The 15,425-nt window shown below is 62.8% G+C and carries 14 protein-coding genes; 7 read left to right on the top strand and 7 right to left on the bottom strand.

Annotated elements, in window-relative coordinates:
* The first annotated feature begins 199 nt into the window (after positions 1–199).
* Together AAFM31_RS17165 and AAFM31_RS17160 are read left to right on the top strand one after the other, a co-directional pair.
* On the top strand, positions 200–775 hold the full coding sequence (locus AAFM31_RS17165; protein WP_341709119.1) for a cytochrome b: 576 nt from the start codon (positions 200–202) through the stop codon (positions 773–775).
* Positions 772–1,347 (top strand): YceI family protein, encoded by a 576-nt coding sequence (locus AAFM31_RS17160; protein ID WP_341709118.1) that lies wholly within the window; start codon positions 772–774, stop codon positions 1,345–1,347. The genes AAFM31_RS17165 and AAFM31_RS17160 overlap by 4 nt, the downstream gene beginning before the upstream one ends.
* A gap of 68 nt (positions 1,348–1,415) precedes the next feature.
* On the opposite strand, the gene AAFM31_RS17155 is transcribed toward AAFM31_RS17160, so the two are convergent.
* The gene (locus AAFM31_RS17155) at positions 1,416–2,315 is read right to left on the bottom strand and encodes a LysR family transcriptional regulator (protein ID WP_341709117.1); all 900 of its coding nucleotides are present in this window, start codon (positions 2,313–2,315) and stop codon (positions 1,416–1,418) included.
* A 220-nt stretch (positions 2,316–2,535) separates the two neighbouring features.
* Here AAFM31_RS17155 and AAFM31_RS17150 point away from each other — a divergent pair, with 220 nt between their 5' ends.
* Both AAFM31_RS17150 and AAFM31_RS17145 read left to right on the top strand, forming a co-directional pair.
* A complete protein-coding gene (locus AAFM31_RS17150) occupies positions 2,536–3,720 on the top strand; it encodes an acyl-CoA dehydrogenase (RefSeq protein ID WP_104738717.1) in 1,185 nt (394 codons plus the stop codon).
* 137 nt (positions 3,721–3,857) lie between these two features.
* The gene (locus tag AAFM31_RS17145; RefSeq protein WP_341709116.1) at positions 3,858–5,039 is read left to right on the top strand and encodes a CaiB/BaiF CoA-transferase family protein; all 1,182 of its coding nucleotides are present in this window, start codon (positions 3,858–3,860) and stop codon (positions 5,037–5,039) included.
* On the opposite strand, the gene AAFM31_RS17140 is transcribed toward AAFM31_RS17145, so the two are convergent.
* Positions 5,029–5,805, bottom strand: coding sequence for a GntR family transcriptional regulator (locus AAFM31_RS17140; protein ID WP_341709115.1), 777 nt, complete (start codon positions 5,803–5,805; stop codon positions 5,029–5,031). The genes AAFM31_RS17145 and AAFM31_RS17140 overlap by 11 nt on opposite strands.
* 203 nt (positions 5,806–6,008) lie before the next feature.
* Between AAFM31_RS17140 and AAFM31_RS17135 the strand changes: the two genes are divergently transcribed.
* The 3 genes from AAFM31_RS17135 to AAFM31_RS17125 all read left to right on the top strand — a co-directional run bounded on the left by AAFM31_RS17135 (position 6,009) and on the right by AAFM31_RS17125 (position 11,750).
* On the top strand, positions 6,009–7,703 hold the full coding sequence (locus AAFM31_RS17135) for an L-lactate permease (protein WP_341709114.1): 1,695 nt from the start codon (positions 6,009–6,011) through the stop codon (positions 7,701–7,703).
* 72 nt (positions 7,704–7,775) lie between these two features.
* Positions 7,776–8,930 carry an FMN-dependent L-lactate dehydrogenase LldD gene (gene lldD, locus AAFM31_RS17130; RefSeq protein ID WP_341709113.1) on the top strand — a complete coding sequence of 385 codons (1,155 nt, stop codon included), beginning with the start codon at positions 7,776–7,778 and terminating at the stop codon, positions 8,928–8,930.
* Between the two features lie 12 nt (positions 8,931–8,942).
* Complete coding sequence (locus AAFM31_RS17125) at positions 8,943–11,750, top strand: FAD-binding and (Fe-S)-binding domain-containing protein (protein ID WP_341709112.1); 2,808 nt, start codon at positions 8,943–8,945, stop codon at positions 11,748–11,750.
* 59 nt (positions 11,751–11,809) lie between these two features.
* On the opposite strand, the gene AAFM31_RS17120 is transcribed toward AAFM31_RS17125, so the two are convergent.
* The 5 genes from AAFM31_RS17120 to AAFM31_RS17100 form a co-directional block, all read right to left on the bottom strand.
* Positions 11,810–12,475: a lysophospholipid acyltransferase family protein gene (locus AAFM31_RS17120; RefSeq protein ID WP_341709111.1), complete on the bottom strand. Its 666-nt coding sequence runs from the start codon at positions 12,473–12,475 to the stop codon at positions 11,810–11,812.
* 7 nt (positions 12,476–12,482) lie between these two features.
* Positions 12,483–13,439: a phosphatidate cytidylyltransferase gene (locus AAFM31_RS17115; protein ID WP_341709110.1), complete on the bottom strand. Its 957-nt coding sequence runs from the start codon at positions 13,437–13,439 to the stop codon at positions 12,483–12,485.
* The gene (locus AAFM31_RS17110; RefSeq protein ID WP_341709109.1) at positions 13,439–14,095 is read right to left on the bottom strand and encodes a CDP-alcohol phosphatidyltransferase family protein; all 657 of its coding nucleotides are present in this window, start codon (positions 14,093–14,095) and stop codon (positions 13,439–13,441) included. Before AAFM31_RS17110 ends, AAFM31_RS17115 begins: the two co-directional genes overlap by 1 nt.
* Entirely contained in the window at positions 14,092–14,517 is a 426-nt protein-coding gene (locus AAFM31_RS17105) for a hypothetical protein (RefSeq protein ID WP_341709108.1), read from the bottom strand. The genes AAFM31_RS17110 and AAFM31_RS17105 overlap by 4 nt, the downstream gene beginning before the upstream one ends.
* Positions 14,518–14,655: 138 nt before the next feature.
* Positions 14,656–15,252 carry a DUF3617 family protein gene (locus tag AAFM31_RS17100; protein ID WP_341709107.1) on the bottom strand — a complete coding sequence of 199 codons (597 nt, stop codon included), beginning with the start codon at positions 15,250–15,252 and terminating at the stop codon, positions 14,656–14,658.
* Between the last annotated feature and the right edge of the window lie 173 nt (positions 15,253–15,425).

Raw genomic sequence — 15,425 nt, 5'->3', positions numbered from 1 at the left:
CATTAAACAAAAGCCCCCGCCTTTCGGCTAGGGGCTTTGTCAGCAGTCTGAAACCTCCTTCGGGAGGTTTTTTTGTGTCCGGGATAGGGTGCTTGGGGTCGCTGAAATATCGAGAAACCTGTTTGGTGGGAACCAATTTTTGCGCTTTTTATCTCACTCAATCGATGGGATTATCTCGTCCATCGCAGGTGAGGTGACTATGCAGTGGCGTAACAGCAAGGACAGATTCGGCTGGCTGGCAGCGAGCCTGCACTGGGTGATGGCAGTTCTGGTGATAGGGCTGGCGGCGGTCGGTCTGTGGATGACCAGTCTTAACTATTACAGCCCTTGGTACACCAGCGCGCCGTTCTGGCACAAAAGCGTAGGGCTGATGTTTGCTGCCCTGCTGCTGGCGCGCCTGCTCTGGCGCTGGTTGTCTCCGGCGCCGGCAGCGTTGCCCAGTCACTCGCGCGTCGAGCGTCTGGCAGCAGGCACTGCGCAGTGGCTGATGTACGTCGCTATGCTGTTGATTGTGATCAGTGGTTATCTGATCTCGACGGCCAAAGGCAGCGGCGTCAGCCTGTTCGGCTGGTTCGAGGTACCGGCGCTGATCAGCGGCTTGCCGGATCAGGCGGACCGGGCCGGGGCGGTACATTACTGGTTGGCGCTGGGATTGTTGGGTGTTGCCACAGTGCATGCGCTGGGGGCACTCAAGCATCACCTGATCGACAAGGACAATACTCTGCGGCGCATGCTTGGCATGCGGCTGCGTAACTCGACGGAGAACGGCAAATGAAGAAACTGATGGTTGCAGCCACCCTCGGTGGTCTGATGATGGCGGGTGGTCTGGCGCAGGCCGCGGACTACCAGATCGACAAGCAGGGGCAGCACGCCTCGGTCAACTTCAAGATTAGCCACCTGGGTTATAGCTGGATCTACGGCCGGTTCAACGACTTCGACGGTACCTTCAGCTGGGATGCTGCCAAGCCCGAGGCGAGCAGCGTCAACGTGACGCTGAACACGGCCAGCGTGGACACCAACCACGCCGAGCGTGACAAGCACATCCGCAGCGCCGACTTCCTGAATGTCGATGCCCACGGCACCGCGACCTTTGCCTCCACCGGGGTGGAGATGACTGGCGACAATACTGCCAAGGTCACCGGCGATCTGACCCTGAATGGCGTCACCAAGCCGGTGGTGCTGGATGCGCGCTTTATCGGTGAAGGCGACGACCCGTGGGGTGGCTACCGCGCCGGCTTCGACGCGACCACAACGCTGAAGCTGGCTGATTTCGGTATCACTTACAACCTCGGGCCGGCGTCTGAAACCGTCGACCTGATCATTACTGTCGAAGGCGTTCGCCAGTAATTGCTGTACCCAGTTCATGTGTGCTTCAGGGGCCTTCGGGCCCCTTTTTTTGCCTGTAAATCGTTGCTTTACGCCTGTGCCTGGTAGGCCTGCGCCTGCTCCAGAATCCAGTCGCGGAACGCCAGCAGTGCAGCCGACTCGGCCTTGCGCTCGGGAATCACCAGGTAGTAACCATTGTCGGTCTCGAAGCTGCGCGGGCAGGGGCTGATCAATCGGCCGTCGGCCAGTTCCTGGCGAATCAGGAACGGTGGGATCAGCGCGATGCCCATGCCGTGCATGGCCGCCTGCGCGAGCATCGAGAACAGCTCCAGGCGGGTGCCGTTGAGGTCGTGCTCTACGCGCATGTCGGCGGCGGCGAACCACTGGCGCCAGGCATAGGGGCGAGTGGTCTGCTGTAACAGCGGCAGGCGGGCAATGTCTTCTGGCGAGAGTTCACGGGCCGGCGCGATCAGCGCCGGGCTGCAGACCGGAATCGGCGCTTCGGGCATCAGGTAGTGGGTCTGCGTACCGGACCAGTCGCCGTCGCCGAAGTAGATGGCGGCGTCGAACTCGGTATCGGCAAACAGAAAGGGCCGTGTACGGTTGGTCAGATTGACGGTGATCTGCGGATGCAGGCGCAGGAAGTGGCTCAGCCGTGGCAACAGCCACTGGGTGCCGAAGGTGGGTACCAGCGCCAATTCCAGCGTGGCGGTGCCCTGGTTGCCCATTACCGACAGCGTATCGCGTTCAACCGCATCCAGCCGGCTGGCGATGCGGCGGCTGTAGATTTGCCCGGCATCGGTCAGCTTCACGCCGCGGCGGGTGCGGCGAAACAGCTGGATGTCGAGGAAGGCTTCGAGGTTGGCGATTTGTCGGCATACCGCGCTCTGGGTCAGTGACAACTCCTCGGCTGCCTTGGTGAAGCTCTCGTGGCGGGCGGAGGACTCGAAACAGACCAGAGCCTGGGTCGGCGGAATCTTGCGGCGCATGGGCTATGCTGTCCTGTCTGCAGCGGGTGTTGTTTCGGAATGCTGAAATCGCCATCAAATGCCGTGAATATTCGGTCAATGGCGTTCACGGAGTTCCAATTTAGCACAGGCGTCTGCAAAAAAGACGGTTGTTGGCGGGGCTCGGCGGGCGTAGAGTCGCTGACATCTTGTGGTTCCTCGCTGGAACCTGATCACTCATAACACGACTATCGGAGAGCTCATGGCCGCATCCAAGGCAAGTTTCAACTGGGAAGATCCGCTGCTGCTGGACCAGCAACTGACTGAAGAAGAGCGCATGGTGCGTGACAGCGCCCGCCAGTACTGCCAGGACAAGCTCATGCCGCGGGTGCTGAACTCGTTCCGTAATGAGCAGACCGATGTGGAAATCTTCCGTGAAATGGGCGAGCTGGGCCTGCTGGGCGCAACCATTCCTACCGAGTACGGCGGAAGCGGCCTGAACTATGTCTGCTACGGCCTGATCGCCCGTGAAGTAGAGCGCGTCGACTCCGGCTACCGCTCGATGATGAGCGTGCAGTCCTCGCTGGTCATGGTGCCGATCAACGAATTCGGTTCTGAGGAGCAGAAGCAGAAGTACCTGCCCAAGCTGGCTTCTGGCGAGTTCATCGGTTGCTTCGGCCTGACCGAGCCGAACCACGGTTCCGACCCGGGCTCCATGGTTACCCGTGCACGCAGCACCGAAGGTGGCTACCTGCTCAAGGGCGCTAAGATGTGGATCACCAACAGCCCCATCGCTGACGTCTTCGTAGTATGGGCAAAGACTGATGATGACGTGATTCGCGGCTTCATTCTGGAGAAAGGCTGGAAAGGCCTGAGCGCGCCGGCCATCAAGGGTAAGGTTGGTCTGCGTACCTCCATCACCGGTGAAATCGTGATGGACGACGTATTCGTGCCGGAAGAGAACATGCTGCCGCACGTAACTGGCCTGAAAGGTCCGTTCACCTGCCTGAACTCTGCTCGTTACGGTATCTCCTGGGGCGCGCTGGGCGCTGCCGAGTTCTGCTGGCACACCGCCCGTCAGTACACCCTGGACCGCCTGCAGTTCGGTCGCCCGCTGGCGCAGACTCAGCTGGTGCAAAAGAAACTGGCGGACATGCAGACCGAAATCACCCTCGCACTGCAAGGTTGCCTGCGTCTGGGCCGCATGAAGGATGAAGGGACTGCCGCGGTTGAAATTACCTCGATCATGAAGCGCAACTCCTGCGGCAAGTCGCTGGATATCGCCCGTGTTGCCCGCGACATGCTGGGTGGTAACGGTATCTCCGACGAATACGGCGTGATCCGTCACGTGGTCAACCTGGAAGTGGTCAACACCTACGAAGGTACCCACGACGTGCACGCGCTGATCCTCGGCCGTGCGCAGACCGGTCTGCAGGCGTTCTTCTGATCAGCCCCGGCGGTCGCAAGCGGTAACCAGCAAGCCGGGCTCTGATCGCCCGGCTTGTTGCATCTGGCGGCGGCAAAGGGTCTGGCGCCTCGGTTTCCAATCAGAGCGGCAGGTTCTAGTCGCCGCGTGGAGTCACGTTGATGGGTGCGTTATCGGGTCTGAAGGTGCTGGATCTTTCCCGCGTACTGGCTGGCCCCTGGGCCGGGCAGATGCTGGCAGATCTGGGCGCGGATGTAGTCAAGGTTGAACGGCCGGGAGCGGGGGACGACACCCGTGCCTGGGGGCCGCCGTACCTGCGTGATGCCGATGGTCGCGACACCTCCGAGGCCGCGTACTTTCTGTCGGCCAATCGCAACAAGCGCTCGATCACCATCGATTTCACCCAGCCGGAGGGGCAGCAGCAGGTCCGAGAGCTGGTGCAGCGCGCGGATGTGCTGATCGAGAACTTCAAGGTTGGCGGGCTGGCGGCTTATGGGCTGGATTACGCCAGTTTGCAGGCGCTCAATCCGCGGCTGATCTACTGCTCGGTGACCGGCTTCGGTCAGCAGGGGCCGTATGCCAAGCGGGCCGGCTATGACTTCATGATTCAGGCCATGGGCGGACTGATGAGTATCACCGGCAAGGCCGATGGCGAGGAGGGGGCCGGGCCGGTCAAGGTTGGTGTAGCGCTGACCGATATCCTCACCGGGCTGTACGCCAGCAACGCCATTCTCGCCGCACTGTCCGAGCGTGAGCGCAGCGGTCAGGGCCAGTACATCGATCTGGCGCTGCTGGACGTGCAAATCGCCTGCCTCGGTAATCAGGCGCTGAACTACCTCACTACCGGCGTGCCACCCAAACGCCTGGGCAACGCCCATCCGAATATCGTGCCTTATCAGGATTTCCCGACCGCCGATGGCGACTTCATCCTGACGGTGGGTAATGACGGGCAGTTTCGCAAGTTCTGTGAGGTGGCCGGGCACCCGGAGTGGGCGACTGATCCGCGTTTTGTCAGCAATGCCGCACGGGTTGCCAATCGCGCCGAGCTGATTCCGCTGATCCGTCAGGTCACGGTGTTTCGCACCACCGCCGAGTGGATTGTGGCGCTGGAGCAGGCTGGCGTGCCCTGCGGGCCGATCAACGATCTGGCGCAGGTGTTTGCCGATCCGCAGGTGCAGTCGCGCGGTACCCGCATTCGCATGGCGCACCCGTTGGCTGGCGAAGTGGATCTGGTCGCCAACCCGATTCGGCTGTCACGCACGCCGGTTGATTACCGCCGTCCGCCGCCGTTGCTGGGTGAACACAACGCCGAGGTGCTGGCCGACTGGCTCAGCGACTGACCGGCCGCTCGCGCCGCTGGGCGCGGGCCAGCCGCCGGTTTTCCTCTTCACTTTGCTGCAGCACGTCCTGCACGTAGCTGATGTGCTCGCTGGCAATGCGTCGGGCATCGTCGGCGCGACCCTGCATGATGGCGTCGAACAGCGCCTGATGCTGCTCGACCAGCATGCGGCGGGTCTCGCTGCGCAGCGCATACATCCCGCCGATGTTGGTCACCACGTTGCGTTTGAGCAGGTCGAACAGCCCGCGAATGGTGTGCAGCAGCACCAGGTTGTGGCTGGCTTCGGCAATCGCCAGATGGAAGCGCGCGTCGGCAGCACCTTCTTCGGCGCGTGAAGCCTTACCCTCGCGGGCATAGCACGCCTGCAGTGCATCAAAGGCCGCTTGCAGGTGCTGGCGATCCAGGTCGGTCGCGCGCTGGGCGGCGTAGTAGGCGCACTCGGCTTCCAGCGTATGGCGGAATTCCAGCAGATCGCGCTGGGCTTCCGGGCGGCCTTCCAGCAGGGTCAGCAGCGGGTCGCTGAAGCTGGAGCCGAGCGAGTCGCTGACATAGTTGCCGCCGCCCTGGCGGCTGATCAGCAGTCCTTTAGCGACCAGTTTCTGTACTGCCTCGCGCAGCGATGGACGGGACACGCCGAACTGCTCAGCCAGCGCGCGCTCGGCCGGCAGGCGTTGGCCCGGTTGCAGCGTGCCCTCAAGAATCATGGTTTCCAGCTGCTCAACGATGTTGTCGGACAGCCTGCGCTGCCGAATCTGACCTACTTCCATTGTTGTTCCTTTGGTCTTACCAATCGCCAGGAAAGGGTAGCGAGCCTCCTGCGCGCAGGCAACCCGAAGATAGCCATCTATACCAAAGTCTAGCGTTGCGGGTTTGACATGCTTCTGGTGCTTTTTTAATCTGTTCATCCAGTTTTGTAAATTGGTATTACCAATTGGTGCTCGAACGCCAATAACAATTACAGGAGCGCTTCATGTCTTCCGGTTTCCTCGCCTTCATGGCCTTTGCCCCGATCCTGCTTGCAGGTGTGTTGCTGATTGGCCTGCGCTGGCCTGCCCGGCGCGCCATGCCGCTGGTCTATCTGCTCAGCGCCGGTATTGCGCTGTTTGTCTGGGATATGAGCTTCAACCGGGTGCTGGCATCGACCCTGCAGGGGTTGGTCGTCACCGTGGGTGTGTTGTGGATCATCTTCGGTGCGATTCTGCTGCTCAATACCCTCAAGCACTCCGGTGGTATCACGGCCATTCGCGCCGGGTTCACCACCATCAGTCCTGACCGCCGGATTCAGGCGATCATCATCGCCTGGCTGTTCGGCTGCTTTATTGAAGGCGCCTCTGGCTTCGGTACTCCGGCTGCGATTGCCGCGCCGTTGCTGGTGGCTATCGGCTTCCCGGCGATGGCAGCGGTGCTCATGGGCATGCTGGTGCAGAGCACGCCGGTGTCCTTTGGTGCGGTGGGTACGCCGATCATCGTGGGGGTGAATACCGGTCTGGATCACGCGGCGATTGGCGAGCAGTTGGCGGCTAACGGCTCCAGCTGGGATGCCTACCTGCAGCTGATTACCAGTCAGGTGGCCATCGTTCACGCGCTGGTCGGTACCGTGATGCCGCTGGTCATGGTGATCATGCTGGTGCGCTTCTTTGGCAAGGACAAGAGCTGGCGTGCGGTCTTCGAAGTGCTGCCGTTCGCACTGTTCGCCGGTCTGTCGATGACCATTCCTTACGTCATCAGCGGCCTGCTGCTGGGCCCTGAGTTCCCCTCGCTGATTGGCGGGCTGGTCGGCTTGGCGATCGTGACTACCGCCGCGCGTTTCGGCTTCCTGGTGCCCAAGCGTCAGTGGGATTTCGCGCCGCGCGACAGCTGGCCAGCCGCCTGGATGGGCTCCGTCGAGATGAAGCTGGAAGAACTGACGGCGCGCCCGATGAGCAGCTTCCGCGCCTGGCTGCCGTACCTGCTGGTGGGTGTGCTGCTGGTCATCAGCCGCGTCTTCCCTGAAGTCAGCACTGCGTTCAAGTCGGTCGCGATCAACTTCACCGACATCCTGGGTGAAGCAGGCGTCAGCGGTGGTGTGCAGCCACTGTATCTGCCGGGCGGCATTCTGGTGATGGTGGTGATTGCGACCTTCTTCCTGCACCGCATGAAAATCAGCGAGCTGGGCAAGGCCGTCAGTGAGTCCGGTGGCGTGCTGCTCAGTGCCGGCTTTGTCCTGCTGTTCACCGTGCCGATGGTGCGGATTCTGATCAACTCCGGCGTCAACGCCGCTGACCTGCCGAGCATGCCGATCCTGATGGCCCGTTATGTGGCCGACAGCGTGGGCGGCATCTATCCGCTGCTGGCGCCGACTATTGGCGCGCTGGGTGCCTTCCTCGCCGGCTCGAACACGGTGTCCAACATGATGTTCAGCCAGTTCCAGTTTGGCGTCGCGAGTAACTTGGGGCTGTCTACCGCGCTGATCGTCTCGGTGCAGGCCGTCGGTGCTGCTGCCGGTAACATGGTGGCGATTCACAACGTGGTTGCAGCTTCGGCGACGGTTGGCCTGCTTGGACGTGAAGGCACCACTCTGCGCCGTACCGTCTGGCCGACCCTGTACTATGTGCTGATGACCGGTCTGCTGGCGTTGTTTGCTGCCTACGTGCTGGGTGTCAGCGATCCGCTGATGGCTGGCTGATGTAATGCCCGTGCGCGCCCTGGCCCTCAGTGCCGGGGCGTTGTCCGTTGAAGAACCGATGAGAGTTTGCTGATGATCATTTCTGCCTCGACCGATTACCGCGCCGCCGCCCAGCGTCGTCTGCCTCCGTTCCTGTTTCACTACATCGATGGCGGCGCCTACGCCGAGCACACCCTGAAGAAGAACGTTGAGGATCTGGCGGGCATCGCCCTGCGTCAGCGGGTGCTGAAGAACATGGCGGAGCTCAGCCTGGAAACCCATCTTTTCGACGAAACCCTGAGCATGCCGGTGGCGCTGTCTCCGGTGGGGCTGACCGGCATGTATGCCCGTCGCGGCGAGGTGCAGGCGGCGCGTGCTGCGGCGGACAAGGGCATTCCGTTTACCCTGTCGACCGTTTCGGTCTGCCCGATCGAGGAAGTCGCACCCGCCATCAGCCGCCCGATGTGGTTCCAGCTCTACGTACTGAAAGATCGCGGCTTTATGAAGAATGCGCTGGAACGCGCCAAGGCGGCGGGCGTCACCACGCTGGTGTTCACCGTCGACATGCCGGTGCCGGGCGCGCGCTACCGCGATGCGCATTCGGGCATGAGCGGCCCGAACGCGGCGATGCGCCGATACCTGCAGGCTGTCACCCATCCGCGCTGGGCGTTCGATGTTGGTCTGCTCGGCAAGCCGCACGACCTGGGCAATATCTCCGCCTACCGCGGCAACCCAACCGGTCTGGCCGATTACATGGGCTGGCTGGGTGACAACTTCGATGCCTCGATCTCCTGGAAAGATCTGCAGTGGATTCGCGATTTCTGGGACGGCCCGATGGTGATCAAGGGCATTCTTGACCCGGAAGACGCCCGTGATGCGGTACGCTTCGGCGCCGACGGCATCGTCGTGTCCAACCACGGCGGCCGCCAGCTCGATGGTGTACTGTCCAGCGCGCGCGCACTGCCGGCGATTGCCGATGCGGTGAAGGGCGATCTGAAAATTCTGGTTGACTCCGGTATTCGCACTGGTCTGGATGTGGTGCGCATGTTGGCGCTCGGTGCCGACTGCACCATGCTCGGCCGCGCCTTTATCTACGCGCTGGCCGCTGACGGGCAGGCCGGCGTGAGCAATCTGCTGGAGCTGATCGAAAAAGAGATGCGGGTTGCCATGGTGCTCACTGGTGCCAAATCCATCAGCGAGATCAACGCCGATCTGCTGGTGCGTGAGCTGCAGCATTTGAGCAAGTGATACGGAGATAGCATGAGCCTGCCTGCCGATTTTCTAACCGGTGCCCGCCGCCTGATTCCTGCCGAGCGGCTGTTCGACGATCCGCTGTCGACGCTGGCATTTGGTACCGACGCCAGTTTCTACCGGTTGATCCCCAAGCTGGTGGTGCGCGTCGAGTCGGAGGCCGAGGTGGTGCGACTGCTGCATCTGGCCTCCCGGTATCAGGTGCCGGTCACCTTCCGGGCGGCGGGCACCAGTCTGTCCGGGCAGGCGATCAGCGACTCTGTGCTGATCGTGCTGGGGGATTACTGGAACGGCCGCGAGATTCGCGACGGCGGTAACCAGATTCGTCTGCAGCCGGGTGTGATCGGTGCCCAGGCCAACGCCGTGCTGGCGCCTTTGGGGCGCAAGATTGGTCCGGACCCGGCCTCGATCAACGCCTGCAAGATCGGCGGTATCGTCGCCAACAACGCCAGCGGCATGTGCTGCGGCACCGCGCAGAATAGCTATCAGACGCTGGCGGGCATGCGCGTGGTACTGGCTGACGGCAGCGTGCTGGACAGCGAAGACGAGCGCGGCGTGGCGGCGTTCCGCCAGAGCCATGCCGCACTGCTGGACCAACTGGCCGAGCTGGGCCGCGATACCCGCGCCAACGCGGCGCTGGCCGAGCGCATTCGGCACAAGTACCGGCTGAAAAACACCACGGGTCTGTCGCTCAACGCACTGGTCGATTTTGACGATCCGCTGGATATCCTCACCCACCTGATGGTCGGCTCCGAAGGGACCCTCGGTTTCATCAGTTCGGTGACCTACAACACCGTGCCGGAGTACCCGCACAAGGCCAGCGCGCTGATTGTCTTCCCGGATGTGGACACCTGCTGCCGCGCGGTGCCGGTGCTCAAGCAGCAGTCAGTGGCGGCGGTTGAGCTGCTGGATCGGCGCAGCCTGCGCTCGGTGCAGGATCAGCCGGGACTGCCGGCGTGGGTGGCAGAGCTATCCGGCGAGGCTTGTGCGTTGCTGATCGAATCGCGGGCGGCCAGCCAGTCGCTGCTGCACGAGCAGCTGGGGCAGATCCGCGCGGCTCTGGCGCCGTTCCCGGTCGAGCAGCAGGTCGATTTCACCGAAGATCCGGCGGTCTCCGGGCAGCTGTGGGCGATTCGCAAGGGCACCTTCCCGGCAGTCGGCGCGGTGCGCGCGACTGGCACCACGGTGATCATTGAAGACGTCACCTTCCCCGTGGAGCAACTGGCGGCCGGCGTGCACCGGTTGATTGCGCTGTTCGAGAAGCACGGCTACGACGAGGCGATCATCTTTGGCCACGCGCTGGAGGGCAACCTGCACTTCGTGTTCACCCAGGGCTTTGACGATCCAGCCCAGGTCGCCCGGTATGAAGCCTTCATGGGCGATGTGGCCGAGCTGGTTGCGGTCGAATTCGGTGGCTCGCTGAAGGCTGAGCATGGCACCGGACGCAACATGGCACCGTTCGTCGAGCAGGAGTGGGGCAGCGATGCCTACCAGCTGATGTGGCGGATAAAGCGGCTGCTCGATCCGCAGGGCATTCTCAATCCGGATGTGGTGCTGTCGGACGACCCGCAGATTCACCTGAAGAACCTCAAACCGCTGCCGGCAGCAAACGACATCGTCGACAAGTGCATCGAGTGCGGCTTCTGCGAGCCGGTTTGCCCGAGCAACGGGCTGACTCTGACACCGCGCCAGCGCATCGTCATCTGGCGTGATATTCAGGCGAAGAAGCGCGCGGGTATCGATACTAGAGAGCTGGAAGCCGCTTACCAGTATCAGGGCATCGATAGCTGTGCCGCGACGGGGCTCTGCGCCGAGCGCTGCCCGGTCGGCATCAACACCGGCGACCTAGTGCGCGAGCTGCGCGCCTCGCAGGCGACTTACCCGGACCGTGCCAACTGGCTGGGCAGGCACTTTTCCACTGCGCTCAAGGGCGTCCGTTTCACCTTGCGTGCTGCGGATATGGCCCATCGTCTGCTCGGTGCGCCACGCCTGCAGCGCTGGAGCGAGGGCGCGCGCAAGCTGTCAGGCGAACGTTTGCCGACCTGGACACCGGCCATGCCGCAGCCGGTCAAGCTGGTTCCACCGCTGGATCAATGGCAGAGCGGCAAGCCGCGGGTGGTGTATCTGCCAGCGTGCATCTCGCGCACTATGGGCCCGGCGCGCAGCGACAGCGAGCAGATGCCGCTGATCGACAAGACCCGTGCGCTGCTGGAAAAGGCTGGGTACGAAGTGGTGCTACCGGCGCAGCTCGACGGGCTGTGCTGCGGTCAGCCGTTTGCCTCCAAGGGCTATCCCGAGCAGGCCGAGGCCAAGCGTAATGAGCTGCTGGCGGCGCTGCGCGAAGCCAGCCGCAACGGCAAGGATCCGATCTACTGCGATACCAGCCCCTGCACCCTGAGCCTGGTCAATGGCGAGGCTGACGGGCTGGATATCTTCGATCCGGTGCGCTTTATCCGCACCCACCTGTTCCAGCGCCTAGAGTTTACCCCGCAGGAGCAGCCGGTGGCGGTGCACATAACCTGCAGCACCCAGCATCTGGGCGAGGGGCAGGCGTTGATCGAGATTGCCCGGCGCTGCAGTACCAACGTCGTGGTGCCCGAAGGCAATCACTGCTGCGGCTTTGCCGGAGACAAGGGCTTCAATCTGCCCGAGTTGAATGATCATGCACTGCGCACGCTGAAGCCGGTGGTGCAGCATTGCAGTGAAGGGATATCGACCAGCCGCACCTGCGAGATCGGGTTGTCCAGCCACAGCGGCGTGGACTATCACAGTCTGGTGTATCTGGTGGATCGGGTGACCAAGCCCGTCGCGCTCTAGTCTTTGAGGGTTGGGCCGTTGGCAGTGCGTTGCGCGGCTGCCAACGGTGCGGCGACTGCTTACTCGTCTTCCCAGCGGGCATCCCGCTTGGTGATGCATTGGGCCAGCAGAGTTTCTAGCGAGGTCTGCAGGTCTTGCATAAAGGCGTTGCTGTCGTCGCCGGGCTCCAGCGCTTCACCAATCACCACGTCGGCGTTGAACGGCACGATCATCGAGCCGCCCTTGGGCAGCGCGCGCCCCAGGCCGTGCATGGCAATCGGTACTACCTGGGTGCCGGTATGGCTGCGTGCCAGGTGGTAAACACCTTTGCGCAGTGGTTGCAGTTGCTCTGGATCGCCGCGGCTGCCCTCGGGGAACAGCAACAGAATCTGGCCGTCAGCCAGCGCCTGCTGGCACTGCTCGAACACCTGATCCTTGTCGACCTGGCCCTGCCGATCCAGCGGGATGATGCCGATCAGGTTGAGTGACAGCCAACTGGTGAAGCGATTGCGCAGGAAGTAATCCGCCGCCGCTACCGGGCGCAGCCGATGCAGTTCGCTGAGTGGGTAGAGCGCCATCAGCACCAGCGTATCCAGATGGCTGTTGTGGTTGGCGGCCAGAATCGCCGGGCCGTGGCTGGGCAGGCGTTGCTTGTTGTAGATGTTCAGGCCAAGCAGCAGGTACACCACCGGCTTGACGATCAGCAGAAAGAACAGCTGTTTGGGCAGGCGCTTGATCACGGACATGGCGGCCTCAGTAAGTGGTGTAGACGAGGAAGTGGAAGAACAGCGGCGCGGTGTACATCAGGCTGTCGATACGGTCGAGGATGCCGCCGTGGCCCGGAATCAGCTGGCTGGTGTCCTTGATGCGCAGGTCGCGTTTGACCGCGGAGACGGTAAGGTCACCGATGAAGCCGGCCAGGCCGATCAGCAGGCCTGCCGCCAGACCGAGACCCCACCCCAGCGGCGTCAGCCAGGGAGCGAGCACGGCGCCGAGCACGGTAGTGGTCGCCACGCCACCGAGAAAACCGGCCCAGGTCTTGTTCGGGCTGATCGCCGGAACGATCTTGCGGTTGCCGAACTTCTTGCCCCAGATGTACTGGGCGACATCGTTGAACTGGGTCAGGAACACCAGATACAGCACCAGCCCGACGCCACCGCCTGCCGGATTTTCATCCGCTGGCAGCATCAGCAGGTAGGCGACGTGGCTGATTGCAAAGACCGTGGTCATGGTTGCCCACTGATAGGAGCCGACCGCGCGGATGAAGCCCTTGGTTTCCCCCAGCATCAGCAGGCCGAATGGAATCAGCAGGAACAGGTAGACCGGGATGAAGACGATGAACATCCCGTACCAGCCCAGCCCCACCCAGTAGTACTGCAGCGGCACCGCCAGATACAGCGCGAGGATCAGGCGGCGGTCGGTGACCCGTACCGGCAGGATCGAGAAGAACTCGCGCAGGGCAATGAAGCTGAGGATGGTGAAGAAGATCAGCGACGCGGTTGGGCCGATCATCAGTGCGGTAAACACCACGCCGACCATCACCCACCAGGAGTTGATGCGCTGTTTCAGCTCCAGATAGCCGTCGTCACTCAGACGCGGGCGCAGGATCAGTTGGGTAAGGCTGGCGATCACCAGCATGGCAACCACCACCATCATCGCGTTCAGCGTATTGGGTGTGAGGTCGAGCATAAAAGGCAGGCCGATATCCATTATTCAATCCCCCGGCGTTGCAGGCGCAAATAGGCGCCGATCAGGCGGCGCATGACCGTCAGGCCGCTGCCGACGGCGATGATGATCAGGCTGACCCACAGGATCAGCCCCGGGTGCTGCCACAGCGGGTCGAATGCAGAGAGTACGCAGGCACCGGTCAGCAAGGCCATGCGCTGCTGCTTGGCCATCGGCCCGCGGAAGTCCGCGGGCAACCCGAGCGAGACGCCGAGCACGCGTACATAGGCGGTCATGACGGCCAGCAGCGCGCCGAGCCAGGCCAGCCACTGGGCTGATTCGAATCCGGGGAGGGCGAAGCCGCAGGCGACGATCAGCAGCGGGTCGGCAATGCGATCCGGCACGTCGTTGAACAGCTCGCCCGCCGGCGTCTGCTTGCCGCCTTCCATCGCGACCATGCCGTCAAACAGGTTGCACAGCAGGCGCAGCTGGATGCACAGCGCGGCGACGACCAGCCACACTGAGCGCTCGCCGCCGGCTTGCTGGCCGGACCACACCAGTGCCGCGGCGCCGGCCAGCGCGCAGATGACGCTGAGCACGGATATCTGATTGGGGGTCACGCTGCGCTGGCTGAGCCAGGCAGCAAAGCGGTTCATGATCCGCTGATCGCGGATCTTCAGGGGGCGGCGATTGCTGGTCATGGTGCCTCGTTGCTGAGGGTGAGTGCGCGCGCCTCGCGGTGCAGGCGCAGGCTGAGGAATACGCAGTAGGCAAAGGCAATGCTGCTGGGGGGAATGATGGTTTGCCAGAGAGCCGGTGTCTGGTGCCAGCTGTGCAGCAGGTAGAGCAGGGTGAAGCTGACGCTGACGATCAGCAGTGCCGGCAGCAGCACGCGCAGCGGACTATCTGGCAGGCGGCGAAACAGGGCGGTAACGGCTAGCGCCATCAGCAGGGTCAGCACGCCACTGAAGGTGCCTTGCAGGAGTCCGGCCATCGCGGCGTGCGCCGGGTCGCTGTGCCAGTTGGCGAGCAGTGCCCAGCCGCCCCAGATGATGAAGGCCAGCAGCACCGCGATCAGGCGGCCGCGCCAACTGTTGGCGCCGTCCTGGGTGATTGCAGACATGTACGCTCCCTGTCGCTGCATTACACCGGCGAGTGCCGGTGCAGGCAGGATAACCCGAGGGCGTCAGGCAGGCGAGTCCTGCGCTGTTTCGGTGTGAAACAGTGCAAGACTCTCGATGGGCCAGGTTGGCGCTGCGGTTCAGTAGGTCGGTGCGTTGCCGCAGTCGCTGGATTGCCAGCGGCTGACTTGCTGATGCGAGAGGGTCACGTCACCGTTGCTGGCGCCGGCGTCCTGGCTCAGCAGGCCGGCGGGCAGTGAGTAGGCCCCCTGGCCGTTGAAGGTGGAGCGCATCTCGGTGCTGGAGATCATCTCGATAGTACCGTTCATGTCGCCGGTAAATCCGTCCGGGTCGTTGCAGCGGCCGGTGAACTGCAGCGTGTCAGCGCTGGACTGGGTGATCTTAAGATCACAGTTGGGCATGTTTTCCTTGGCGTCGCGCAGTAGCGCCTCCGGGTCAGTCAGAGTCTTCGCGGCGTCGGCGGTAATACATTGGCGTTCCCCGACCTGGCCTTCGCTGCCGAGCATCTCCTCGGCCATGGCCCGTTGTTCCGGTGGCAGGCTATTGAGCATGTTGGTGCGCATTTCGCGCATGCGCGCCTGCATGTCGATGCCGTTGATCAGCGTGGTGCTTTCGTTGATCCACAGGCCGGGTGTGGGCGTGGTGCTGAGGTTTTCTGCCTGCAGGGTTGGGACGATGGCGAGGCTGCCGAGCAGCAGGAGGCGTTGCAGAGTCATGAAACAGTCCTTGTGACGTGGGTGCGTTTGGGGACTATAGCTGCTGCTGGGGCAATGCGTGTATCGAACCGCGCGGCAGCCGCGACTGACGCACAAAAAAAACGGGAGCCAGGCTCCCGTTCAGACTGCTGACGAACCCCGCATTTTCGCGGGGTTTCGTTTTTCTGGGACGC

This window comes from Halopseudomonas sp. (assembly GCF_038130085.1).
Lineage (GTDB): Bacteria > Pseudomonadota > Gammaproteobacteria > Pseudomonadales > Pseudomonadaceae > Halopseudomonas.
Note: the sequence above shows the minus strand (reverse complement) of the source record. Positions and strands in the feature narration are given on the sequence as shown.

What these genes read in the sequence shown, in the direction of transcription:
- AAFM31_RS17100 (WP_341709107.1), bottom strand. Translation starts at nt 15,252, where the DNA reads ATGACTCTGCAACGCCTCCTGCTGCTCGGCAGCCTCGCCATCGTCCCA.
- AAFM31_RS17125 (WP_341709112.1), top strand. Translation starts at nt 8,943, where the DNA reads ATGAGCCTGCCTGCCGATTTTCTAACCGGTGCCCGCCGCCTGATTCCT.
- lldD (WP_341709113.1), top strand. Translation starts at nt 7,776, where the DNA reads ATGATCATTTCTGCCTCGACCGATTACCGCGCCGCCGCCCAGCGTCGT.
- AAFM31_RS17150 (WP_104738717.1), top strand. Translation starts at nt 2,536, where the DNA reads ATGGCCGCATCCAAGGCAAGTTTCAACTGGGAAGATCCGCTGCTGCTG.
- AAFM31_RS17115 (WP_341709110.1), bottom strand. Translation starts at nt 13,439, where the DNA reads ATGGATATCGGCCTGCCTTTTATGCTCGACCTCACACCCAATACGCTG.
- AAFM31_RS17160 (WP_341709118.1), top strand. Translation starts at nt 772, where the DNA reads ATGAAGAAACTGATGGTTGCAGCCACCCTCGGTGGTCTGATGATGGCG.
- AAFM31_RS17165 (WP_341709119.1), top strand. Translation starts at nt 200, where the DNA reads ATGCAGTGGCGTAACAGCAAGGACAGATTCGGCTGGCTGGCAGCGAGC.
- AAFM31_RS17105 (WP_341709108.1), bottom strand. Translation starts at nt 14,517, where the DNA reads ATGTCTGCAATCACCCAGGACGGCGCCAACAGTTGGCGCGGCCGCCTG.
- AAFM31_RS17120 (WP_341709111.1), bottom strand. Translation starts at nt 12,475, where the DNA reads ATGTCCGTGATCAAGCGCCTGCCCAAACAGCTGTTCTTTCTGCTGATC.
- AAFM31_RS17140 (WP_341709115.1), bottom strand. Translation starts at nt 5,805, where the DNA reads ATGGAAGTAGGTCAGATTCGGCAGCGCAGGCTGTCCGACAACATCGTT.
- AAFM31_RS17135 (WP_341709114.1), top strand. Translation starts at nt 6,009, where the DNA reads ATGTCTTCCGGTTTCCTCGCCTTCATGGCCTTTGCCCCGATCCTGCTT.
- AAFM31_RS17155 (WP_341709117.1), bottom strand. Translation starts at nt 2,315, where the DNA reads ATGCGCCGCAAGATTCCGCCGACCCAGGCTCTGGTCTGTTTCGAGTCC.
- AAFM31_RS17110 (WP_341709109.1), bottom strand. Translation starts at nt 14,095, where the DNA reads ATGACCAGCAATCGCCGCCCCCTGAAGATCCGCGATCAGCGGATCATG.